This window comes from Nocardiopsis sp. RV163, from assembly GCF_001029525.1.
In the GTDB taxonomy this organism is placed as follows: domain Bacteria; phylum Actinomycetota; class Actinomycetes; order Streptosporangiales; family Streptosporangiaceae; genus Nocardiopsis; species Nocardiopsis dassonvillei.
Genome location: NZ_LEKI01000103.1, coordinates 1 through 21,740 on the forward strand (window position 1 = coordinate 1; position 21,740 = coordinate 21,740).

Consider the following 21,740-nt stretch of genomic DNA (forward strand, 5'->3'; position numbering starts at 1 on the left):
CACCGCGCCCACATCACCCGCTGGTTCTACGACTGCACCACCTGCGTCCACCGGGGACTGGGACGGCTGTACGTGGACGACGAGCGCTTCACCGCCGCCGTCGACGCCCACGCCGAGGGGCTGAGCGTGTACCTGCGCGAGGCCTTCGCAGCCAACGCCGCACGTCAGGAGGCGTGAAACGGCGGAGGCCGGTGACCGGGTGCCCGGTCACCGGCCTCCGCCGGACGAGCATGCGAGAGCGGGGTTCGCACGCTTTACTGTCTGTCTGGGAACGGTCCGTTACCAGAGCTGGTCCACGATGACCTCGGCGTCGTCGACCTGGTGCTGGTACCGGTCGGGGTAGGCCGAGCGCTGCACGTCCTGGGCGACCTCGCCCAGCGGGGTGTCGTCCCAACTGCCCTCGGGGTAGACACGCTCCAGCTCGTCGAAGAAGGCGTTGGTGGCCCAGGTGGGGTCGAGACGGTCCTCCTGCGAGCCGTAGTGGTCGCGCTGCTGGAACAGGCCGACGCTGTCGCGGTCGCCCCAGTCGAGGTTGTCCAGGTGGGTCTCGACGATGGAGGTGGCCACCGCCATGGCGGCGGCGTCCTCGCCCAGGTCGCGGTCCTTGGCCGCGTCGACCATCGCGCGGGCGTTCTCGACGTGCTCCTCGCTCATGTGACCGGCCATGTCGTCGTTCAGCTTGTCGTTGAGGGTGTCGGCGATCTCCTTGGCGGAAGCCGTGTCCGCGGCTGCGGCGCCGGGTCCGGCCAGAAGCAGCCCACCGGTGATAAGCAGGCTGGAGGTCGCGGTAAACGTCAGCTTGGGTATCGATCGCATAAAGTTCACCCGTGCAACGTATGCGCTGGTCAGGTCTTTGAAAAGTGTTTGAAACCACTTGGGGTGAGTGGGAAAGGCAACACCAAGTCCGGGCAACCCCCCGGTCAGGCGGCGTAGGCCCGTTTCCGTGCCTCGTCGGCACCCCGCCACGGGCCTGAACAGCGCGAACGTGACCGTGCCAACAGTGGGGCCCCAGCCCGAGCGCACCCGGACCGCACCGGCCGTCGAAGGCACGGGATCCGCGCAGCCGCGCTGCGCCGCGCTCGCGGCGGGCGGGCGATGGGCGGTGGACAGCACGCCAGGCCCCGGCGGGGCCGCGTGGCCCGACTCCCGCACGCGCGAACATGGGAGTCTGGTGGTTCCGCTTCCCGCCAACGGAAAGGGCCGCCCGTGCGCTGGACCGTCCACTCCGAGAAGCCCCTGTACACCGATCCGTGGATCGACGTGCGGGCCGCGGACGTCGAACTGCCCGACGGGCACCGGTTCGACCACCGGGTCATCCGCCGACCGCCCGGGGCGGGAGCCGTGGTGCTCGACGGTCGGGGCCGGTCCCTGCTGCTGTGGCGGCACCGGTTCATCACCGACACCTGGGGCTACGAGATCCCCATGGGCGGCGTGCACCCGGGGGAGACCCCCGAGCGGGCCGCCGCACGCGAGGTGCTGGAGGAGACCGGGTGGCGGACGGGGCCGCTGCGTCCGCTGGTCTACGTCCAGCCCTCCAGCGGGCTGACCGACAGCGAGCACCACGTCTTCGTCGCCGACACGGCGGAGAGGGTCGGCGAACCCCAGGACGCCTGGGAGGCCGAGCGCGTGGAGTGGGTGGCGCTGGACCGGGTCCCCGAACTGATCAGGCGGCGTCAGCTGGTGAGCGGCACCTCCATGAACGCGCTGCTGTACCTGTACGCCACCGGCCGACAGTGAACGAGGCGGTCTCTGTGCGCCGCGCCGGGTACGGCCTTCGCGGAACCGCGGGGGAGGACGGCCGCGGAACGCGTTTCCCCGCGGCCGGGCGCGGCCCGCCCCCGACGCGGCGAGCCGTCACCTGTGCTCGTTCTCGACCAGCGGCACGACGTAGGCGCGGCGCTCGCGGATCAGGCCCTCACTCATTACGAACACCTCGCCCATCGCGGCGCGCATCACGCTGCCGTCCTTCTGGGGCGCTTCGAGGGTCATCTCCGCCATGACGACGTCGTCCTCCTCGACCATCCGCGTGATCTGCACCCTCGGGGGAACGCCGACCGGGTCGGGACCCTCGATGTTGGCGTCGTAGGCCTCCTTGCCGGTGATCCGGTAGTGGCCGAACACGATCCACTCGATGTCGTCGGTCAAGCACGACAGGATCTGTTCGTGGTCGGACTTGTTGAACCCGTCGATGTAGCGTTCGACGGTCTGCTTGTTGGTGGACTGGCTGGCAGCGGCCACGGGCTTTCGCTCTCTCTCACTGAGGCTCACAAGGTCAACGGGGAGATCCCTACCAGGGCGCTCGGACGTTCCCGCGGATACCGGCGTTCGACCTGAGGGCCTCCACAGGAGCACCGACCCGCTTCCCGGGTCCTTCCCGTCAGCTCGGAGAGCTCCCGCACAGCCCGCCGCCACCGCGCCGGGCGGAGCTCTGTTCGGAGGAACAGTGAACACCCTCGACCCCAAACTCGTGCTGCCCGCCGGTGAGCGGGAGCAACTGACCGCGAACGGCCTCCACGTCGACCGCGGCGGCCGCACCGTCGGGGACCTGGTCGACGTCGAAGCATGATCCGGGCTGACCCCACCCGACGGCGCGGTGTGCGGCTGGGAGCTGGCACTGCCCGGGATCCACCGGGGCTTCCTGCCGACCGGGGCGCAGGCGCGGGCGGCCAGGGCCCGGATCAACCGCCTCACCGAGCGGCAGGTGCGCACCGTGTCCTCCTACCGGGAATTGGAGCAGCTCACCGGAGGAGCGTGAGCGGCCCCGGCGCCTACCGCCCGCGTTTTCGCGCCCCTCCGTTCCGTACCGCCGGTTCCCCGGCAGCGAACGGCGCGCGCTCCTCTCCGCCGGGGCGCCGATCCCCGATCCGCGCCCCGTCTCACCGCGTCCACCCGCATCAGCGCATCAGCGCCAGCTTGCCGGTGAGCTTGTTGACGGCGTTGCGCGCCCCGAAGACGGCCACCCCCGCGTACTCCACGTCCTGCGGATCGGTGGCCGCGAGGGCGTCCAGGTACTCTGCGTAGTCGCGGGAACGGCGGGCCACCTCGTTGAAGCCCATCACCGTCAGGTCGCGCTCATCCGCCCCGGCCTTGAGCCGACGCAACTGCTCCGCCGATGCCACCAGGGTCGGCACCGGATGCGGGTTGAGCCCGGCGTGCACGCCGCCGCCCGCGTCCTTGCCGTCGGCGGCAAGCGAGTTCTCCATCCGCCCGCCCAGCGCCAGGCCCAGCACCATCCCCGCGTTGGCGGCGAGCGCGGGCTCCAGGCCCTCGCGCAGGACGACGACGATCTTGGTGGACATCCCCATGGTTACCCCGTTCATATGGCTTGTGAACGGTGCAGAAACTATCCATAAGATCGAACTCATGACTGCGGGACCGAACATTATTCTTCCAAAGGGCTACCGTAAGAGCCATGGACGAACTTGATTCGGCGATCGTGCGAGAACTCCAGCAGGACGCGCGGCAGACCAACCGCGCCCTCGCGCACAAGCTCGGCGTGGCGCCCTCCACCTGTCTGGAGCGCGTGCGCCTGCTGCACCGGCGCGGGGTCATCCGGGGCTACCACGCCGACGTCGACCCGGCCGCGCTCAACCGGGAGGTGGAGGCCTTCGTGTCGGTGCAACTGCGCCCGCCCAGCCGCCAGGTCATCGAGGGCTTCAAGGGCGCGATGTTCGCCCTGCCCGAGGTAATGGCGGTCTACGTCGTGGCGGGGGAGCAGGACTTCCTGGTGCACGTGTCCGTGCCCTCCCTGGACGCGCTGCACAGCTTCCTCATCGACCGGCTCACCCAGCGCCGCGAGGTGGCCGGCTTCCGCAGCCAGATCATCTACGACAGCGCCCGCAAGCACGTCGCCGCGCCCCTGGAGCCGCCGCGGTGAGACCGGGCCCTCGCGGGGAACCGTGGGCGGCGCCCCCGCGTCTAAGAACCGACACACGGCCACAAAGGGGACGCATGGACAAGGGCAAGGACAAGGACAACCGCCTCGCGCTGGGGCTGGCTCTGGGCGTCTGCTTCGGCACCTCCTTCGGTCTGCTCATGGACAACCTGGCGCTCGGCGTGGCACTGGGCCTGTCCATGGGTGTCGCCTTCGGCGCGGCCACCGGCGGGAAGAGCACCGACAAGGGCGAATAGCCTTCGCCGGAGGCCGCGCACCCGCCCTTCGCCCTCAGTCGGGCCGCCGCACCCCGAGGCGGCGTCGGCCCGACCGCCCGGACCCCCGGTCGGTCGGGACCCTCACCCCTGGGCCGCGGAATCCAGCAGCCAGTTGTAGCGCAGGCGCAGCGCGCGCTCCGTGCTGGCCGCCGCGGCGCCGAGCGCGAGCCCGGTGTTGAGCCACGCGGGCAGGTGAACGGGCGAGGTGAACGTCCCGAAGCGCTCGGCCACGGGCGGCAGCTCGAAGGCCACCTCGACGAGCTGGGGGACGAGCAGCACCGCGGGCACGACGAGCAGGAGCAGCGAGAGGCCCCCGATCCAGCGGCTCAGTACGGGGTGCTCGCGCTCCAGGCGCGCGCGGCGCCCCTCGCCGGAGCGGGGGTCCGGAACGAGCTGGTGCTCGGTCCCCTCGTCGGTGACGTAGTGGCAGCGCCGCAGGCCGAAGGCCGTCGCCGCCACCTCGACCACCCCGCCCCGCACGGGGAAGACGGCGGGAAGCCGGGACTCGGCGTGGTGCCTGCCGTCGAGGTACAGGTCGGCCCTGCCCTTGCCGTCCTCCGAGAAGAACCGCTGCGTGTGGCTGACTTGGACGGCGTAGACCGTCCGCCGACCCTCCGCGTCGCACAGCGCGAGGTAGAACAGGGCACGGGAGGTCATCTGCCACCAGCGGAAGGGCTTGAGCGCACGCCCGTTCCCCGGCACGACCCGCCGCACGGCCCCACGCCGACGCCGTTCCTTGAACATCTCGGGCTCCCTGTCGCCTCGTGGACCGCCGTTCCCTTCTTCGAACCTAGACCGGGGCAAGCACGTGACCGAGTGTCACGGATCATGTGTCGCCCGTGCGGACCGCACGGGTCGGGCATGACAGATGTCATGCGGCGGGGGAGCGCGACAGCGTCGGCCCGAACCCGGTACGACCCCGCGGGTCCACCGGCTTGCATCTCAAGCCGCTTGAGGTACCACAGTGGCTCCCATGCACGACCACGAGCTGTACCCCATCGGAGACGCCGCGCGCCGCAGCGGCCTGAGCGTCAGCGCCGTCCGCTTCTACGCCGACGCCGGAGTCGTCGAGCCCGCGCGCCTGACCGAGGCGGGCCACCGCCTCTACGACATCGACACCATCGCCCGCCTGGAACTCGTCCGCACCCTGCGCGAGTTGGACACCGACCTTGACGAGATCCGCCGCCTGCTCGAAGGCGGAACCACCCTGCACGACCTGCTCACCACCCACCTGGAGATCGTCGAGCGCCAGGAGCGCACCCTGCGGGCCAGAAGGGCGGTGCTGCGGACCCTGATCAGGCAGGGCGCCACGACCGCGCGGGCCGACCTGATGCACAAGCTCGTCTCGATGACCGACGAGGAGCGCGAGCAGGTCATCGACGACTTCTGGAACGACGTCGGCGAGGGCCTCGACGTCCCCGAGGGCTTCGTCGACCGGCTGCGCGAGATGCGCCCGGTCCTGCCCGCGGACCCCACGACCGTCCAACTGGAGGCGTGGATCGAACTGGCCGACCTGGTACGGGACCCGGAGTTCCGCGAGGCGGTCCGCGCCTACCTGCGCGACACATACTCCACGGACGTGGGCAGGAGCATCGCCAGCCCGCGGTTCCAGGACTTCACGTACGGGAGCGGGACCGAGCTCATGAAGGAGGTCCTGGCCGCGCACCGCGCAGGCGAGTCCCCCCGCTCCCCCCGGGCCCAGGAGGCCGTCACGCGCTTCATGGAGGAGGCCGCGGGGGTGTCCGACACCCGGCTCACCCGCGAGGGCCGCGACCGGATGGCCGAAGCGTTCCGGCGGATCCCCGATATCGAGCGCCAGATGGCCGAGGAGGACGCCGCCTCCGAGGGCCCCGTCTACGACGACACCCACGGCCGGTACCTGTCCCTGGTGGCGGCGGTCAACGGGACCCCGCCCGAGGAGGACACGCTGCCCTACTCCTGGATCGCCGACGCCATGCGCGCCCCGGCCGCCGAGTCCTGAGCGCCGCTCCGCCCCGGGTTCGGCGCCCGGGGCGGTGTCCTCACGCGTCAGACAAGGTCGCGATCACCGCGCCCCGGCTCAGAAGGGCGGTCGTCCACAGGGTCGTGACCGCGGTCATCGCCGATGTCGTGCGCGCACCTCCACCGTGACCGGGAGGGGAGGGCTCGGCCCCGGGACGGTCACAGCAGGGGCCGCAACTCGTCCTGGCACCAGGCGGCCAGGGTGGTCGGCGTCGTGGTCGCCGCGGTGCGGGGCTGCTCGGGGGTGAAGCCCTCCCGCAGCCCGGTGGACATGCCCATGATCGCCTCGACGGAGCCGGGCCCCAGGCCCGCGCCCGCGAGCACCTCGCGCATGCGCTCGTCGGGAACGCGTTCGGCTCGCACGCGGCGCCCCGTCACCTCGGTGACCACGGCGGCGGCCCGCTCCCAGCTCAGGTCGGCGGGGCCGTGCACGGCCCGCACGGTCCGGCCCGCCAGGTCGGGGTTGAGCAGCAGGCCCACCGCCGTGTCGGCGATGTCGCGCGGCGCCACCCAGGGCATCGGACGGTCCACGGGCAGCACCACCGAGACGGTGCCGGAGCGGAGGGCGTCCAGTTCCATCAGCAGGTTGGTGAAGAAGAAGCCGCACCGCAGGTGCGCCACGGTCGCGCCGGTCTCCTCCAGCAACCGCTCGGTGCGGGCCAGCCCGTCGATCTCCCCGGCCCCGCCGCGCTTCTCCGCGCCGACGCTGCTCTGGAAGACGACACGGGAGATCCCGTTGGCGGTGACCGCGCGGGCGGCGTGCGCGCCCATCCGGGCGTGCTCGGCGACCGGGTCCTCGGCCGGGACCGGCGGGCTCACCCAGTACAGCGCGTCCACGCCCGCGGTCGCGGCCAGGACAGCGTCCGGGTCGCGCTGGTCCACGGCCACCGGCTCGACCCAGTCGGCCAGCGCCGGGTCCAACCGGGCCGGTTCGCGCAGCAGCACGCGCGGGCGCACACCCGCGCGGACCAGACCGCTCACCACGTGGCGGCCGACGTTGCCGGTGGGTGTGGTCACGGCGATACGCATGAAGGACTCCTCGTACTCGACACCAGTGCCCTCACGCTAGGGAGCAAAGCGGTCGGTTTCCGGCCACAACCCGCGCTCTGCGTTCCCTGGGCGACGCGGATCTCCGGTATCTTCCGGGGGCGGCGCCCGACCACGGCGGTCAGCCGCATCCGGGAGCCCCGGAGCGGGAAAGCCAACGGGCGGACCGCCACCGGCGGTGATCCGCACCACAACGCCCACCGGGGAGCCCGCCGCACCGTGAACGCCCCTACCCCTTCCCAACAGGCAGGACAGGGCTTCTCACCGCGGCCGCGCGCTCCGGGTGAGCCGACTGTTTCCCGCGTGTTACGGCTGGACACCTCCAGGCAACGCGGGCTCCCTACCTTCGGTTTTGTCAGCAGCCGTCGAGCAGGAAGGCACGGCCGTGGCCTCTGAGACTGGCCCGCGCGCACCGCGCACCGGTAAGAGCTGGATCTCCGCCTGGGACCCCGAGGACGAAGGATTCTGGAACGGCGGCGGACGACGCGTGGCCCGCCGCAACCTGTGGGCCTCCATAGCCTCCGAACACATCGGCTTCTCGGTGTGGAGCATCTGGTCGGTACTCGTGCTCTTCATGATCCCCGAGCACGGCTTCTCCACCACCCCCGAGCAGAAGTTCCTGCTCCTGTCGGTGGTCACCCTGGTCGGCGCGATCCTGCGCGTGCCCTATACCCTGGCCGTGCCCGCCCTCGGCGGACGCAACTGGACGGTCATCTCCACCCTGACACTGGCCGTGCCCACCGTCGCCGCCTTCTTCCTGGTCCGCGACCCCGACACCCCCTTCTGGCTGCTGCTGGTCCTGGCCGCCACCGCGGGCGTGGGCGGCGGCAACTTCTCCTCGTCCATGGCCAACATCAACTCCTACTTCCCCGAACGGGAGAAGGGGTGGGCGCTGGGCCTGAACGCGGGCGGCGGCAACATCGGCGTGGCCACCGTCCAACTCGTGGGCCTGGCCGTCATCGCCCTGTTCACCACCTCCGCCGGGTACCTGGTCCCGCTGTTCTACGCGCCGCTGATCCTGCTGGCCGCCTGGTGGGCGCACCGGTCCATGAACAACCTGGTCCACGTGCGCAACGACGTCTCCGCGCAGCTCTCGGCCGTCCGCGACCGACACTTCTGGATCATGTCGCTGCTGTACGTGGGCACCTTCGGCTCCTTCATCGGCACCGGTTTCGCCTTCGGCCTGCTGCTGCAGTCCCAGTTCGGGCTGGCGCCCGTGCAGTCCGCCGCCATCGCCGTGCTCGGACCGGTCATCGGCTCCCTGATCCGCCCCGTGGGCGGCAGGATGGCCGACTCCCTGGGCGGGGCCCGCGTCACCCTGTGGGTCTTCCTGGCAATGGCAGCCTGCGCCGCCGTCCTGGTGCTCTCCGTCCAGGCCGCCCAGTTGGCCCTGTTCATCGGCGCGTTCGCGGTGATGTTCGTCCTCACCGGCCTGGGCAACGGCTCCACCTACAAGATGATCCCCTCGCTGTACGCCGCCCGCGCCGAGGACGCCGTCGCCGCCGGGGAACCGCGGGAACAGGCCCTGGCCCGCACCAAGCGCGTGGCCTCCTCAGTGCTCGGCCTCATCGGCGCGGTCGGCGCACTGGGCGGGGTCGGCGTCAACATCGCCTTCCGCGAGTCCTTCGCCGCCACCGGCTCCACCGCCCCGGCCTTCGTGGTCTTCGGCGCCTTCTACCTGGCGTGCGCCGCCGTCACCTGGGCGGTCTACCTGCGCCGCCCCGCCGCGTCCCCGGCCGGAGCCACCAGCGTGGAGAGCGCCAAACGATGACCACCACGCACTGCCCCTACTGCGCGCTCCAGTGCGCCATGCACCTGGAGCCCGGCCCCGACGGGCGTCTGGCCGCCCGCCCCGCGCCCTTTCCCACCAACCGCGGCGGACTGTGCCGCAAGGGCTGGACCTCCGCCGAGGTCCTCACCGTCCCCGACCGGCTCACCCGCCCCCTGGTGCGCAAGGACCGCGGCGCCGACCTGGTAGAGACCGACTGGGACACCGCCCTGGACCACGTCGCCGAACGCCTGCTGGCCCTGCGCGCCGAGTCCGGCCCCGACACCGTCGCGGTCTTCGGCAGCGGCGGCCTGACCAACGAGAAGTCCTACACCCTGGGCAAGTTCGCCCGCCTGGCCCTTGGCACCTCCCAGATCGACTACAACGGCCGGTTCTGCATGTCCTCGGCCGCGGCGGGGGGCACGCGGGCCTTCGGCCTGGACCGGGGGATGCCCTTCCCGCTGACCGACGTCGGCGAGGCCGAGGTGGTCCTGCTCGCCGGGGCCAACCCGGCCGAGACCATGCCGCCGATGATGGGCCACCTGTCCGCGCCCACCCTCATCGTCGTCGACCCCCGCCGCTCGGCCACCGCCCAGGTCGCGCTCTCCGACGGCGGCATACACCTGGCCCCCCGCCCCGGCACCGACCTGGCCCTGGCCCTGGGGCTGCTGCACGCCGCCCGTGTCCAGGGCTGGTGCGACGAGGAGTACCTCGTCGGGCGCACCACCGGGTTCGAGGCCGCCTGGGAGCACGCCGCCGCCTGGTGGCCCGAACGCACCGAACAGGTCACCGGGGTCCCGGCCGCCCGCATCCGCGCCGCCGCCGACCTGCTGGGCCGGGCCGCCCGCAACCGCTCCGCCTACGTCCTGACCGGACGCGGCGCCGAACAGCACGCCAAGGGCACAGACACCGTCTCGGCCTGGATCAACCTGGCCCTGGCGCTGGGCCTGCCCGGCCGCCGGGGCTCGGGGTACGGGTGCGTGACCGGCCAGGGCAACGGTCAGGGCGGGCGCGAACACGGCCAGAAGGCCGACCAGCTCCCCGGCTACCGCAGGATCGACGACCCCGCCGCCCGCGCCCATGTGGCCGGAGTGTGGGGCGTGGACCCCGACGCCCTGCCCGGCCCGGGCCGCTCGGCCTTCGAACTCCTCGACGCACTGGGCAGCGGCGGCGGACCGCGCGCCATGCTGCTGTTCGGATCCAACCCCGTCGTCTCAGCCCCCGACACCGCGCGCGTACGCGCCCGCCTGGCCTCCCTGGACCTGCTGGTGGCCGCCGACTTCGTGCTCTCCGAGACCGCCGCCACGGCCGACGTCGTGCTGCCCGTGGCCCAGTGGGCCGAGGAGAGCGGCACCATGACCAACCTGGAGGGGCGCGTCCTGCGCCGGACCCGCGCCGCCGCCCCGCCCGAGGGGGTGCTCACCGACCTGGAGGTGCTCTCCGCGCTGGCGGTGCGCCTGGGCCAGCCCGCCGAACGCTTCCCCGCCGACCCCGACGCCGTCCTGGCCGAACTGGGCCGGGCCTCGGCCGGGGGAGCCGCCGACTACTCCGGCGTCACCCCCGAACGCCTGTCCTCGGGCGAGGCCCTGCACTGGCCCGTGCGCGCGCAGGAGCCGCCCACGCCCCGGCTGTTCCTGGACGCCTTCGCCCACCCCGACGGGCGCGCCCGCCTCGTCCCGGTCGCCCACCGCCCGCCCGCCGAGGACACCGACGCCGACTACCCCCTCGTGGCGACCACCGGACGGCTGATGGGCCACTACCAGTCCGGCGCCCAGACCCGCCGCGTCGGCGAACTGGCCCGGGCCGAACCGGAGGCGTACGTGGAGGTGCACCCCGACACCGCCGCGCGCGCCGGGCTCGCCGCGGGCGACTGGGCCCGCGTCACCTCCAGGCGCGGCCACACGCGCGCCCGGGTGCGGCTGGCGCCCACCGCCCGCCTGGACACGGTGTTCCTGCCCTTCCACTACGCGGGCGCCCAGTCCGCCAACAACCTGACCAACCCGGCGCTGGACCCCACCAGCCGCATGCCCGAGTTCAAGGTGAGCGCGGTGCGGCTGGAGCCCGAGGACACGCACACACCAGGAGGCAGCAGTTGAGCACCGTGCAGGGCGCGTCCCCGCGTCAGATCGTCGTCGTGGGCAACGGGATGGTCGGCGCCCGCTTCGCCGAGGAGACCGCACGCCTGGACCCGAACGGAGAACGGGTCCACGTGAGCGTGGTCGGCGCCGAGCACCACCCCGCCTACAACCGGGTCCTGCTCTCGGGCGTGGTCGCCGGGGACTACACCCCCGAGCAGATCCGTCTGCCAGTCCCCGACACCCCCGGCGTCACCGTGCGCACCGGCACCACCGCCACCGCCCTGGACACCGAGCGGCGCACCGTCACCCTGGACGACGGCAGCGCGCTGGGCTACGACGAACTCGTCCTGGCCACCGGGGCGCGCGCCTCCTTCCCCCCGGTCACCGGGGTCGCCGGACCCGACGGCGCCCCCGGCGACGGGGTGACGGCCCTGCGCGACCTGGACGACTGCCGACGACTGCTCGCCCTGGCCCGCCCGGGAGCCCCCGTGGTGGTCCTGGGCGGGGGCGTCCTGGGCCTGGAGGCCGCCCGCGGCCTGGTCGGACGCGGCACGCGCGTGTCGGTGGTGGAGTCCTCGCCCTGGATCATGCGCCGCCAGATCGACCAGCCCGCCGCGCGCATCCTGGCCGAACGCTACGCCGCCCTGGGCGTGACCGTGCACTCCTGGCGGGTGGCCGCCCGCTGGGTTCCGGGCACCGGCCTGGAACTGGACGACGGCCGCGTGCTGCCCGGCGACGCCCTGGTGGTCACCGCCGGGGTGCGCGGCAACATCGAACTGGCAAAGGACGCCGGTATCGAGGTCGAGCAAGGCGTCATCGTGGACGACCGCCTCGCGACCTCCGACGCCCGCGTGCACGCCATCGGCGACTGCGCCCAGCACCCCGGCGGCGGCGCCGGGCTCATCCAGCCCGGCTGGGAGCAGGCCGCCGTCCTGGCCCGGCGCCTGACAGGCGCCGCGCCGCACGCCCTCTACTCCGGGGCGAGGCCGCTGACCCGGCTCAAGGCGGAGGGGATCGAGCTGACCGCGTTCGGGCGTGTGCACGAGGAGGACGCCGACGACCTGGAGACGGTGACCATCAGCGACCCCTACGGCGGCCGCTACGCCAAGCTGTCGGTGTGCGAGGAGAAGGTGGTGGGCGCGGTGCTGCTGGGCTTCCCCGAGGCCGCCGCGACCCTGGCCCAGCTCTACGACACGGGCGCCCCGGTGCCCGCCGACCGGCTGGCGCTGCTCCAGGGGCTGCCCACCGCCGCTACGGAGGAGACCGAGGGCGCGGCCGCCGACGCGCTGGTGTGCCGGTGCAACGCCGTCAGCCGCACCGAGATCGAACAGGCCTGGCTGGACGGGGCGCGCACCCGCGAGGACATCGCCGACCGGACCCGGGCCACGACCGGCTGCGGGGGGTGCGTGCGGGACGTGCGGGCGCTGCTGTCGGGGATGCAGGGCCAGGCCCCCGCGGGGGTCTGACCCCCGCGGGGGGAGGCGACCGGCCCCCGGCCGCCGTCGGGGCTTCGGTGCCCCAGGCCGGACGCGAGCGGTGGCAAACGCCCGTGGCGGTGTCGCCGGGTCAGCGCAGCGCGAGGACCACGCACAGGAGCGCGGCCAGGGAGGTCAGGGTACGCACGTTGTTCCAGCGCACCCACACCGGCTCGAAGGCGGCGCGCACGGCGGCCGGGTCCGCGATCCGCTCGGCCGGGCCCTGCCGGTCCAGGACGTTGTTGCGTGGGACGTTCACCGCGAAGGTGGACACCAGGGCCGCCGCCAGGCAGAGCAGCGCCGCTCCCGACCACACCGCGGAGGCGGTCGCGCCGACGCTGGCGTAGAGCACGGCGCAGGCCAGCACCGCCACCGGGGCGCCGATGAAGACCACGGCGAAGAACGGGTTGAGGATGGCGACGTTGATCCCCTGCATCGCCTCGATCATCGCCCGGTCCCCGGACCTGCGCAGACCCGGCATCACCGCGATCGAGAACGCGAAGAACAACCCGGCGAACAGACCGGTCGCCACCACGGCGAACACCGGAACGACCACGTGCACCATCTCCGCCACGCCACACCCCGGATTCTGTTGTCCTGCCCGCGTGTTATGGGCGGATTCTACGTGCCGTGAGAAGCGTCCACGGCACCCTCGCCCCCACGTTGAGGGCGGCACCCCCGGCCCGTCCCGCACACTCGCTGCGCAGGGCGTCAAGCTCCGGGTCAGCCGTGCCACTCGCAGAAGAGCACCGTGGCGTCGTCGCCGAACCTGCCGTGGTGGTACTCCAGCACCGCGTGCACCAGCCGCCGCAGCGTCTCGGGGACCGGCATGTTGTCGGCCTGGTGGCGGATGACGAAGTCCACGAACCGATCCACGCCGAACTCGCGGCCCTGGGAGTCGCGCGCCTCGATGATGCCGTCGGTGTACAGCAGCAGCCGGTCGCCGGGTTCGAGCTGTTCGCGGCACACCGTCACCGGCAGCCCCAGATCCATCCCCAACGGGTGGGAGGGCTCGCACTCCAGGTCGCGGACCTGCTCGCCCCGGATGAGCACCGGCGGCAGATGCCCGCAGTTGACCCAGTACAGCTCCCCGGTGGCCATGTTCAGTTCGGCCAGGATCGCCGTGGCGAAGCGGGTGCGCACGAACTCCTGGATCAGGGTGTTCTCCACCCCCCGGGAGACGTCGACCAGCGGGGTGCCCTTGCGGCGCTCGTTGCGAAAGGCCCCCACGGCCAGGTTCGCGATGAGCCCGGCGGCGTTGTCGTGGCCCATGGCGTCGAACATCGCCAGGTGGGCGGTCTCCCCGTCCAGGGCGTAGTCGAAGGAGTCCCCGGCGTTGTCGTAGGCCGGTTCGGTGGCGGCCGAGATCGTCACCCGCGAGTCGGCGAAGGTCCCCGGCGGCATGAGCGTCCACTGCATCTCCGCCGAGACCGACATGGGCTTGGTGCGGATCAGCCGGGCGTAGGCGTCGCTGTTGGAGCGCTTGGCGATGACCAGCAGCGCCACCATGGAGGCCAGGTCGCGCATCGCCGAGCGGTCGGGGTCGCCCGGGTAGCTCACGTGCAGCACGCCCAGGCGCTCGGCGCCGTCCAGGACCGGCACCCAGTAGCGCTGTTCGTCCTCCATCCGCACGGCCACGCCCGTGACGTAGGCCTGACCGGCAGGGGAGTCGTCCACCGGCAGGTCCTCACCGCCCCGGTGGGCGTCGATGCCCTCTCCCGTGACCTCGCGCAGGACCTGCTGCTGGTGGTCGGCCAGATAGATGCGCGCCTGGGAGAGCCCGGCGCTGTCGGCCTTCTTGGCCACGAGGGCGGGTAACTCCTCGAAGGTGGCCAGGTGTCCGGCCCGCACGAGGGAGACCATCAGCTCGTTGGACGCGTGTTGCACCGACATGGCAGCACCCCGGAATCCGGCACGACAGCCGTTCGTCTCACGAGTCCCTACCCGCCGTGCCATCTTTCGACCAGAAAATACATCTTCGCACGTGAGAGCCCGACCGAACAGGCCACGGCCCCACCGAAACCTCCCTCGCGGCGCAAGGTCCGAAACCGCTTCTCCGGCAGGGAAGGGCGCTGACCCGCGCCCGCTCACCGGTCGGCGGTGCGTTCCGCGCGTTCCTCCGCCGCGCGGTGGACGGTGTCCGCGAGGGCGAGTTCGGGGGACGTGCGCTCTGAGGGGTGCGGACTCCCTTCGGCGGGGCCGCCCGCCTGTCGAGCCCGCGGGCCGTCGAGTGAGCGGAACACCGGGGCTGCCAGGGCGGCGACCGCCGTGACGCCCGCCAGCGCGGCGAGGACGGCTCCGGCCACGGGAAGCCCGGCGGCGGTGGCCACGGCCGCGAGCGGGGCGCTGGTGAGGGCGGGCGCGGCGAGCATGACCGTGTTCTGCGCCCCCAGGACCCGGCCGCGCATGTGGTCCGGGGTGGCCTCGACGGTCAGGACGCCGAGCACCGCCGAGGCAGGCGCGAAGGTCAGCCCGACCAGGGCGGCGGCGCCCAGCACCAGCCACGGGGAGGCCATGGTGCCGACCGCGCCGAACCCGACCAGGGTGCCGCTCATACCGAGGACGAACCAGCCGCGGCGGCGGACCCGCCCGGCGGTGGCGGCGTAGAGCGCGGATCCGGCGATGCTGCCCGCCGCGAGCGCGCTCAGCGTCAGCCCGGTGAGCCCGGGAAGCCCCTGACCTGTGAAGTAGGCGGGCATGAGGGTGGTCTGCAGCGAGCTCAGGACGGCGACGAGCACCGCGCTGATCAGGGTGGTGCCGAGCAGGAGCCGGGTGCGGTACAGGAAGCGCCACCCGTCCAGCAGGTCGGTCACCGCCCGGCGCAGCGGGCCGCCGACGGCGGCCGCACCGGAGGCTTCGGCGCTCCCGGCCGGGTCGGGGCGCCGCCGGACGACCCGACCGGCCCGCGGGTCGAGCAGCAGGGTCGCGGCCGCGGCGAGCAGGCTCGTGGCCGCGGTCACCAGCAGCAGTGCCGAGGACAGCCCGAGCAGTCCCACGAGCAGCCCGCCCAGGCCGGGACCGGCCAGCAGCAGGACGTTGCCCATCGTCTCGCGGGCGGCGATCATCCGGTCCAGCCTCCCCCCTCCGGGGGCGCCGGACCGGTCGGCCCCGAGCCGGGCCAGAGCGGGCAGCAGCGTCTCCTGAGCCGTCATCCCGGGCACGCGGATCACCGCTCCCACGACCGCCAGGGCCAGGAACCAGCCCATGTTCAGGCCCCACAGGGCGTCGACGACCGGCAGCGCCGCCACCGACAGTGCGGCGAGCAGGTCGGAGACCACAGACACCCAGCGGCGGTCGATCCGGTCGACGATCAGACCGCAGACGAGCCCCGTCAGGGCGGAGGCCGCCGTGGACGCGGTCGCGAGCACACCCGCCGCCAGGACGTCGCCGGTGCGGTCCAGGACCAGCAGCGGCATCACCACGCTGGCGATGCCCTTGCCCAACAGGGACAGCCCGTACGAGGCGAAGTAGACCGTGGCGCTGCGGCGCATGACCGTCTGGCCTCCCATCGGTGTTCGGAGCGTTCGGCGACGTTCCCCCGCCTCCGGTCCGTGCCGGGAACGCGGGGCGAACCGTGTTCCAGCAAAGACTGTGCCGTAGCGGCACACTCAAGACCCCGGATCTGTGTCGTGGGCCACTTCTGCGCGCACGAGCCGACCAGGACGACCGCACGGACCGAAGGAGGCCCGCGCCCGGTGCGAGACGGTCGCGGGCCCTGCTGCAACCCCGCCGTCAGGGCGTGTGCGTGTCGGACACCGTGCGCGCCCGGCCGCCCCCTTCGGTCCCGCCGACGTCACCGGGCAGCACCTCGGGCAGCCCGCGCCCGCAGCCCGCGCACCCGGCCCGCCGCCGGATCGCGTAGGCGGCCGTGGCCACCCCCAGCGCCGCGCCCCACACCGCCATCGACGCGAACGCCGCCGTGTGCAGCGGCTCGGTGGTCAGCAGCGAACGCGCCTGCGCGTCCAGGAGCTCGATCACGACACTGCGGCCCATAGCCACCAGCGCCAACGCCACCACGGTCGCGGGCACCACAGCCAGACCCACCGGCACCCGGCGGCCGGCCAGGCCGACCGCCCACCACGGGAAGCGCACGCCCCATCGCTGCACGAGCCCCAGCATCAGCACCACACCCACCAGCCCGGCCGTGCCCAGCCCCACTCCGATGACGATCATGCCGCCCTCGGCCGCCATGGAGTCGAACCGCTCCCGGCCGACACCCAACGGGATCCCGAAGAGCCACGGCAGGCGCAGCGACGGGTAGAACAGGGCCACCACACAGGCCACGGCCACCGCGATCCTGCCTACCCTCAGCGCCCGGGCCCGTACCGCGCGCTCACGCCCGGCGTTCCACTCCGGCGCGCGCCCGCAGCGCTGGCAGGAGCCGCGCACGGCACGGCGGTGGGTGAGCGCCGCCGCCAGCCACACCGCCACCCCCGCCGCGAAGAACAGGGTGGACAGGTGGGCTGCGGTGAAGGACGCCTCCACCCACGTCCGGAACAGGTCGGGCACGCCCCACCCCGCCACCGGCAGGATCATCGAGTACCCCAGCCAGGACAGCAACTGCCCGTCCACGAACACCAGCAGCACCACCGCGCCCAGCGTCCAGCAGGCAGCCTCGACGACGCGGCCTCCGGCGCCCCGCGGGCGCAGCATGAGCACGGCGCACACCGCGCCCACGGCGCCCAGCAGCAGGGACACCGCCCCCGGAACCGTCTGGGCGTACAGCCGCCCCGAGGTGTCCGGGGCGAGCAGGGAGAACAGCGAGCCGAACCCGGTCTGCCCGGGGACACCCGCCGGGGCGGCCCCGCTCAGCCAGGCCAGCCCCAGGGCCAGGGCCACCGCCGACCAGGCCAGGGCGGTCCAGGGGGCGGCGGCGGGCCGCGGGTGTGCGTGGCGGCTCTCGGTGAAAGGCGGTGGGGCGGCCATGGCCTGCTCCTCGTCTCGGGTGAGGTCGTTACCACCACACCCTCGCCCTTCCGGGCCCGGGAGCGCCTCACCGTACGGCGGGATCCGCATCCCCCGGGCGGGGGAGATCCGGTGCCCCGCCAGGGAGCCGCCTGCCGCCGGGCCCACAGCGGTCGGCCACCGCGCCGCCTACCCCTGCCCGGCCCGGTGGGCCTTGTCCAGGGCGGACAGCACCACCTCGACCGACTGGGCCCCCGAGATGCCGACGGCGCGGTCCACGACGAAGAAGGGCACACCGGTCGCGCCCAAGCGGCGGGCCAGGGCGATGTCCTCGCGCACGTCCTCGGCGTGCTCCGCGCCCTCCAGCGCCCGCCGCGCCTCCCGGGCCTCCAGACCGGCCTCGGCCGCCACCTCCACCAGGACGGCGGTGTCGCTGAGGTCACGGGCCTCCACCAGTTGGGCGCGCATGAACCGCTCCTGCGCCTGCGCCTCCAGGCCGCGGGTCCGGGCCAGGTGGATCAGGCGGTGGACGTCGAAGGTGTTGACCATGACCCCGCCCGCGAAGTCGTAGTCCAGCCCCTCCTGGGCGGCCACCCGCGTGACCTGCTCGGTCATCGACCGAACCTGCTCGCGGGGCACGCCCATCTTGCGCGAGAGTGAGTCGTAGACCGGCTCGCTCACACCCGGTGGGAAGGAGGGGTCCAGCTGGAAGCTGCGCCAGCGCACCCGAACCCGGTCGGCGTGCTCGAACAGCTCCAGCGCCCTCTCAAGGCGCCGCTTGCCGATGTAGCACCACGGACAGACGACGTCGGACCACACCTCGACCTGCACAGGCCACCCCCCACTCACCCACACGTTCCCCAGGCGCGTTCGCCGCTCCGGCTCCGGCTCCGGCTCCGGCTCCGGCTCCGAGCCACCCTAGCCGGGACCCGGTACCGCTAGCTGCGCCCGGCCCAGCAGCCGCCCGGCGGCGGCGCCGTAACCGCGGTCGGTGTCGTCAGTACGCCACCACAGCCCCTGCGGCGGCTCCCGCTCCTCCGCCGAGCGCCGGTCGGCCGCGGCGAAGAACCGGGAGCCGAAGGCGCGGCCCACGGCCGGGGCGGACAGGCAGGACAGGGCGCACGTGTGCATCGGCTGCATCGGCGCCCGTCCCGACCGGGCCGGGGACCGCTGTCCACGCCCCGCCTCCCGGCGCCGCACCCGCGCCGCGCCCCCGGTGTGACCAACCGCCCAGACGGTTCCCGCCCGGCGCCCGCCCTGGCGTTTCACCCCTCATCACGCACCCTCCACCTGCGGTGGCAGCACATCGAAACAAGCGCGACACATACGGCTGACCGTCGGGAAACACCCGGGAGGTTGCCTGAAACCTGTCCGACCCCGCAGCAGGAGGATTCCATGGAAGAACTCGTCGTCATCGGCAACGGCATGGTCGGCCACCGCCTCGTCGAGGCCCTGCGCGACCGCGACACCGCCGGGCACTGGCACATCACCGTCGTGGGCGAGGAGCCCCGCACCGCCTACGACCGGGTGGCCCTGTCCTCCTACTTCGACGGCGCCAGCGCCCAGGACCTGTCCCTGGGCGACCTGAGCGGACCCCACGTGGACGTGCGCGTCAACGAACGCGCCGTGGACGTGGACCGCGCCAACCGCACCGTCACCACCGCGAGCGGACGCGTCCTGCCCTACGACCGGCTCGTCCTGGCCACCGGCTCCACACCCTTCGTGCCGCCCGTACCCGGCCACGACCTGCCCGGCTGCCACGTCTACCGCACCATCGAGGACCTGGACGCCATCACCGCCTCCGCGCGCGGCGCCAGCACCGGCGTAGTCGTGGGCGGCGGCCTGCTGGGGCTGGAGGCCGCCAACGCCCTGCGCCTGCTGGGCGTGCGGGCACACGTGGTCGAACTCGCCCCCCACCTGATGCCCGCGCAGATCGACGAGGGCGCCGGAGGCCTGCTGCGCACCCTGATCACCGACCTGGGCGTGCGGGTCCACACCGGTTCGGCCTCCACCGCCGTCGAGGCCGGACCCGACGGCCGCGTGGCCCGCCTGAGACTGGGCGAGGGCTCGCTGGACGCCGACCTGGTCGTGTTCTCCGTGGGCATCCGCCCCCGCGACGACCTGGCCCGCGCGATCGGACTGAAGGTGGGCGAGCGCGGCGGCATCGTCGTCGACGACACCTGCACCACCAGCGACGCCCACATCCACGCCGTGGGCGAGGCCGCCAACCACCGCGGCACCGTCTACGGCCTCATCGCCCCCGGCAACGCCATGGCCGAGGTCGTCGCCGACCGGCTCGTGGGCGGCCGGGCCGCCTTCACCGGCGCCGACACCTCCACCAAGCTCAAGCTCATGGGCGTGGACGTGGCCAGCTTCGGTGACGCCCACGGCCGCACCCCCGGCGCCCTGGACGTGGTCGTCAACGACGCCGCCAGCGGCCGCTACGCCAAGCTCGTGGTCTCCGACGACGCCACCACGCTGCTCGGCGGCGTCCTGGTCGGCGACGCCTCGGCCTACGCCACCCTGCGCCCCCTGGTCGGCTCGCCCCTGCCCGGCGACCCGCTCTCGCTCATCACCCCCGAGGGCGCCGCCCTGGGCGCCGACGCCCTGCCCGACACCGCCCAGATCTGCTCGTGCAACGCCGTCACCAAGGGCGAGCTGACCGAGGCCGTCTCCTGCGGCAACCACGACGTGCCCGCGCTCAAGGCCTGCACCAAGGCGGGCACCAGTTGCGGCTCGTGCGTGCCCATGCTCAAGCAGATCCTCGCCCAGGCGGGCATCGAGCAGTCCAAGGCCCTGTGCGAGCACTTCCCCCAGACGCGCGCCGAACTGGTCGAGATCGTGCGCGCCACCGGCACCACCACCTTCTCCGGGCTCATCGCCGCCCACGGCACCGGGCACGGCTGCGACGTGTGCAAGCCCGCGGTGGCCTCCATCCTGGCCTCCCTGGGAACCGGGCACATCCTGGAGGGCGAACAGGCCACCCTGCAGGACACCAACGACCGCTACCTGGCCAACATGCAGCGCAACGGCACCTACTCGGTCGTGCCGCGCATCCCCGGCGGCGAGATCACCCCCGACAAGCTCATCGTCATCGGCGAGGTCGCACGCGACTTCAACCTCTACACCAAGATCACCGGCGGCCAGCGCATCGACCTGTTCGGCGCCCGCCTCGAACAACTGCCCGTCATCTGGAAGCGGCTGGTCGACGCCGGATTCGAGTCCGGACACGCCTACGGCAAGTCCCTGCGCACCGTCAAGTCGTGCGTGGGCACCACCTGGTGCCGCTTCGGCGTCCAGGACTCGGTGGGCCTGGCCATCCGCCTGGAGGAGCGCTACCGGGGCCTGCGCTCACCCCACAAGCTCAAGGCCGCCGTCTCCGGGTGCGCCCGCGAGTGCGCCGAGGCCCGCGGCAAGGACTTCGGCGTCATCGCCACCGACAAGGGCTGGAACCTGTACGTGGGCGGCAACGGCGGCTTCACCCCCCGCCACGCCGAACTCCTGGCCTCGGACCTGGACGAGGACACCCTCATCCGCTACGTCGACCGGTTCCTGATGTTCTACGTGCGCACCGCCGACCGCCTCCAGCGCACCGCCCCCTGGATCGAGTCCCTGGACGGCGGACTGGACCACCTGCGCGACGTCGTCGTCCAGGACTCCCTGGGCATCGCCGCCGAACTGGAGGAGGCCATGGCCCGCCACGTGGACGCCTACGGCGACGAGTGGGCCGCGGTCCTGGCCGACCCCGACAAGCTCGCGCGCTTCGTCTCCTTCGCCAACGCACCCGACACCCCCGACCCCACCATCAGCTTCACCACCACCCGCGACCAGCCGGTCCCCACCGCTCCCGTCAGCCTGGGCATGCCCGCCCGCCGACCCCAGGAGGCCACCCGATGACCGTCACCACCCAAGCCCAGCACACCAACTGGATCGACGCCTGCGCCCCGGCGGGCCTGCGTGTGGAGGACGGGGTGGCCGTGCTGCTCCCCGACGGCCGCCAGGTCGCCGTGTTCCGAACCCGCGACCAGCACCTGTACGCCGTCGACAACATCGACCCCTACACCGGCGCCGCCGTCATCTCGCGCGGCATCGTCGGCGACCGCGCGGGCGAGCCCACCGTCGCCTCGCCCATGCTCAAGAACGTCTTCTCCCTGCGCACCGGCCAGAGCCTGGACGACGAGCACGTGCGCCTGACCACCTGGCCCGTGCGCCAGACCGACACCGCCGTGCAGATCGGCGCGCCCGCCCAGGAGGGCACACCGTGAACACCTCCCTGGACGACGGCACCGCGGCCCCGCCCGCCCGGCGCCCGGC

23 protein-coding genes are annotated in these 21,740 nt (G+C 73.1%); 12 read left to right on the top strand and 11 right to left on the bottom strand.

Going from position 1 to position 21,740, the window contains the following annotated elements:
- The first annotated feature begins 12 nt into the window (after nucleotides 1–12).
- Nucleotides 13–177, top strand: coding sequence for a TipAS antibiotic-recognition domain-containing protein (locus tag ABD54_RS17685; protein WP_268778193.1), 165 nt, complete (start codon nucleotides 13–15; stop codon nucleotides 175–177).
- Nucleotides 178–279: 102 nt separating this feature from the next.
- Here ABD54_RS17685 and ABD54_RS17690 read toward each other — a convergent pair whose 3' ends face one another.
- Nucleotides 280–816 carry a hypothetical protein gene (locus tag ABD54_RS17690; protein WP_047870607.1) on the bottom strand — a complete coding sequence of 179 codons (537 nt, stop codon included), beginning with the start codon at nucleotides 814–816 and terminating at the stop codon, nucleotides 280–282.
- Nucleotides 817–1,206: 390 nt separating this feature from the next.
- Between ABD54_RS17690 and ABD54_RS17695 the strand changes: the two genes are divergently transcribed.
- Nucleotides 1,207–1,737 (top strand): NUDIX hydrolase, encoded by a 531-nt coding sequence (locus ABD54_RS17695; RefSeq protein WP_047870608.1) that lies wholly within the window; start codon nucleotides 1,207–1,209, stop codon nucleotides 1,735–1,737.
- Nucleotides 1,738–1,854: 117 nt separating this feature from the next.
- Here ABD54_RS17695 and ABD54_RS17700 read toward each other — a convergent pair whose 3' ends face one another.
- A complete protein-coding gene (locus ABD54_RS17700) occupies nucleotides 1,855–2,238 on the bottom strand; it encodes a nuclear transport factor 2 family protein (RefSeq protein WP_047870609.1) in 384 nt (127 codons plus the stop codon).
- A gap of 205 nt (nucleotides 2,239–2,443) precedes the next feature.
- On the opposite strand from ABD54_RS17700, the gene ABD54_RS29390 reads away from it, so the two are divergent.
- Nucleotides 2,444–2,566, top strand: a complete 123-nt coding sequence (locus tag ABD54_RS29390) for a hypothetical protein (RefSeq protein ID WP_268778192.1) — start codon at nucleotides 2,444–2,446, stop codon at nucleotides 2,564–2,566.
- 27 nt (nucleotides 2,567–2,593) lie between these two features.
- A complete protein-coding gene (locus ABD54_RS28345; RefSeq protein WP_160313089.1) occupies nucleotides 2,594–2,755 on the top strand; it encodes a hypothetical protein in 162 nt (53 codons plus the stop codon).
- A gap of 139 nt (nucleotides 2,756–2,894) precedes the next feature.
- Here ABD54_RS28345 and ABD54_RS17705 read toward each other — a convergent pair whose 3' ends face one another.
- Nucleotides 2,895–3,305 (bottom strand): DUF2000 domain-containing protein, encoded by a 411-nt coding sequence (locus ABD54_RS17705; protein ID WP_047870610.1) that lies wholly within the window; start codon nucleotides 3,303–3,305, stop codon nucleotides 2,895–2,897.
- 107 nt (nucleotides 3,306–3,412) lie between these two features.
- On the opposite strand from ABD54_RS17705, the gene ABD54_RS17710 reads away from it, so the two are divergent.
- Nucleotides 3,413–3,877, top strand: a complete 465-nt coding sequence (locus ABD54_RS17710) for an Lrp/AsnC family transcriptional regulator (RefSeq protein ID WP_047870611.1) — start codon at nucleotides 3,413–3,415, stop codon at nucleotides 3,875–3,877.
- Between the two features lie 74 nt (nucleotides 3,878–3,951).
- Nucleotides 3,952–4,131, top strand: coding sequence for a hypothetical protein (locus tag ABD54_RS17715; protein ID WP_047870612.1), 180 nt, complete (start codon nucleotides 3,952–3,954; stop codon nucleotides 4,129–4,131).
- A gap of 102 nt (nucleotides 4,132–4,233) precedes the next feature.
- On the opposite strand, the gene ABD54_RS17720 is transcribed toward ABD54_RS17715, so the two are convergent.
- Complete coding sequence (locus ABD54_RS17720) at nucleotides 4,234–4,896, bottom strand: hypothetical protein (protein ID WP_047870613.1); 663 nt, start codon at nucleotides 4,894–4,896, stop codon at nucleotides 4,234–4,236.
- 229 nt (nucleotides 4,897–5,125) lie between these two features.
- Between ABD54_RS17720 and ABD54_RS17725 the strand changes: the two genes are divergently transcribed.
- A complete protein-coding gene (locus ABD54_RS17725) occupies nucleotides 5,126–6,133 on the top strand; it encodes a MerR family transcriptional regulator (protein WP_047870614.1) in 1,008 nt (335 codons plus the stop codon).
- 179 nt (nucleotides 6,134–6,312) lie between these two features.
- Here ABD54_RS17725 and ABD54_RS17730 read toward each other — a convergent pair whose 3' ends face one another.
- Nucleotides 6,313–7,182, bottom strand: coding sequence for an NAD(P)H-binding protein (locus ABD54_RS17730; RefSeq protein ID WP_047870615.1), 870 nt, complete (start codon nucleotides 7,180–7,182; stop codon nucleotides 6,313–6,315).
- Nucleotides 7,183–7,585: 403 nt separating this feature from the next.
- Here ABD54_RS17730 and ABD54_RS17735 point away from each other — a divergent pair, with 403 nt between their 5' ends.
- The 3 genes from ABD54_RS17735 to ABD54_RS17745 are packed head-to-tail and all read left to right on the top strand — an operon-like array spanning nucleotide 7,586 to nucleotide 12,512.
- Entirely contained in the window at nucleotides 7,586–8,971 is a 1,386-nt protein-coding gene (locus ABD54_RS17735; RefSeq protein WP_047870616.1) for an MFS transporter, read from the top strand.
- Nucleotides 8,968–11,064 carry a molybdopterin oxidoreductase family protein gene (locus tag ABD54_RS17740; RefSeq protein WP_047870617.1) on the top strand — a complete coding sequence of 699 codons (2,097 nt, stop codon included), beginning with the start codon at nucleotides 8,968–8,970 and terminating at the stop codon, nucleotides 11,062–11,064. Before ABD54_RS17735 ends, ABD54_RS17740 begins: the two co-directional genes overlap by 4 nt.
- Nucleotides 11,061–12,512, top strand: coding sequence for an FAD-dependent oxidoreductase (locus ABD54_RS17745; protein ID WP_047870618.1), 1,452 nt, complete (start codon nucleotides 11,061–11,063; stop codon nucleotides 12,510–12,512). Before ABD54_RS17740 ends, ABD54_RS17745 begins: the two co-directional genes overlap by 4 nt.
- Nucleotides 12,513–12,612: 100 nt before the next feature.
- Here ABD54_RS17745 and ABD54_RS17750 read toward each other — a convergent pair whose 3' ends face one another.
- From ABD54_RS17750 to ABD54_RS17775, 6 genes are all read right to left on the bottom strand, one after another.
- Entirely contained in the window at nucleotides 12,613–13,095 is a 483-nt protein-coding gene (locus ABD54_RS17750) for a DUF1772 domain-containing protein (protein ID WP_047870619.1), read from the bottom strand.
- Between the two features lie 149 nt (nucleotides 13,096–13,244).
- Nucleotides 13,245–14,414, bottom strand: a complete 1,170-nt coding sequence (locus ABD54_RS17755) for a PP2C family protein-serine/threonine phosphatase (RefSeq protein ID WP_047870620.1) — start codon at nucleotides 14,412–14,414, stop codon at nucleotides 13,245–13,247.
- A 194-nt stretch (nucleotides 14,415–14,608) separates the two neighbouring features.
- Nucleotides 14,609–16,030, bottom strand: coding sequence for an MFS transporter (locus tag ABD54_RS17760; protein WP_082166877.1), 1,422 nt, complete (start codon nucleotides 16,028–16,030; stop codon nucleotides 14,609–14,611).
- Between the two features lie 223 nt (nucleotides 16,031–16,253).
- Nucleotides 16,254–17,447 carry a hypothetical protein gene (locus ABD54_RS17765; protein ID WP_047870621.1) on the bottom strand — a complete coding sequence of 398 codons (1,194 nt, stop codon included), beginning with the start codon at nucleotides 17,445–17,447 and terminating at the stop codon, nucleotides 16,254–16,256.
- 168 nt (nucleotides 17,448–17,615) lie between these two features.
- On the bottom strand, nucleotides 17,616–18,257 hold the full coding sequence (locus ABD54_RS17770; protein WP_047870622.1) for a DsbA family oxidoreductase: 642 nt from the start codon (nucleotides 18,255–18,257) through the stop codon (nucleotides 17,616–17,618).
- 87 nt (nucleotides 18,258–18,344) lie between these two features.
- Nucleotides 18,345–18,566 carry a hypothetical protein gene (locus ABD54_RS17775; protein ID WP_047870623.1) on the bottom strand — a complete coding sequence of 74 codons (222 nt, stop codon included), beginning with the start codon at nucleotides 18,564–18,566 and terminating at the stop codon, nucleotides 18,345–18,347.
- A gap of 255 nt (nucleotides 18,567–18,821) precedes the next feature.
- On the opposite strand from ABD54_RS17775, the gene nirB reads away from it, so the two are divergent.
- Together nirB and nirD are read left to right on the top strand one after the other, a co-directional pair.
- Complete coding sequence (gene nirB, locus ABD54_RS17780) at nucleotides 18,822–21,323, top strand: nitrite reductase large subunit NirB (RefSeq protein WP_047870624.1); 2,502 nt, start codon at nucleotides 18,822–18,824, stop codon at nucleotides 21,321–21,323.
- Nucleotides 21,320–21,691, top strand: coding sequence for a nitrite reductase small subunit NirD (gene nirD, locus ABD54_RS17785; RefSeq protein WP_047870625.1), 372 nt, complete (start codon nucleotides 21,320–21,322; stop codon nucleotides 21,689–21,691). The genes nirB and nirD overlap by 4 nt, the downstream gene beginning before the upstream one ends.
- Nucleotides 21,692–21,740: the final 49 nt, after the last annotated feature.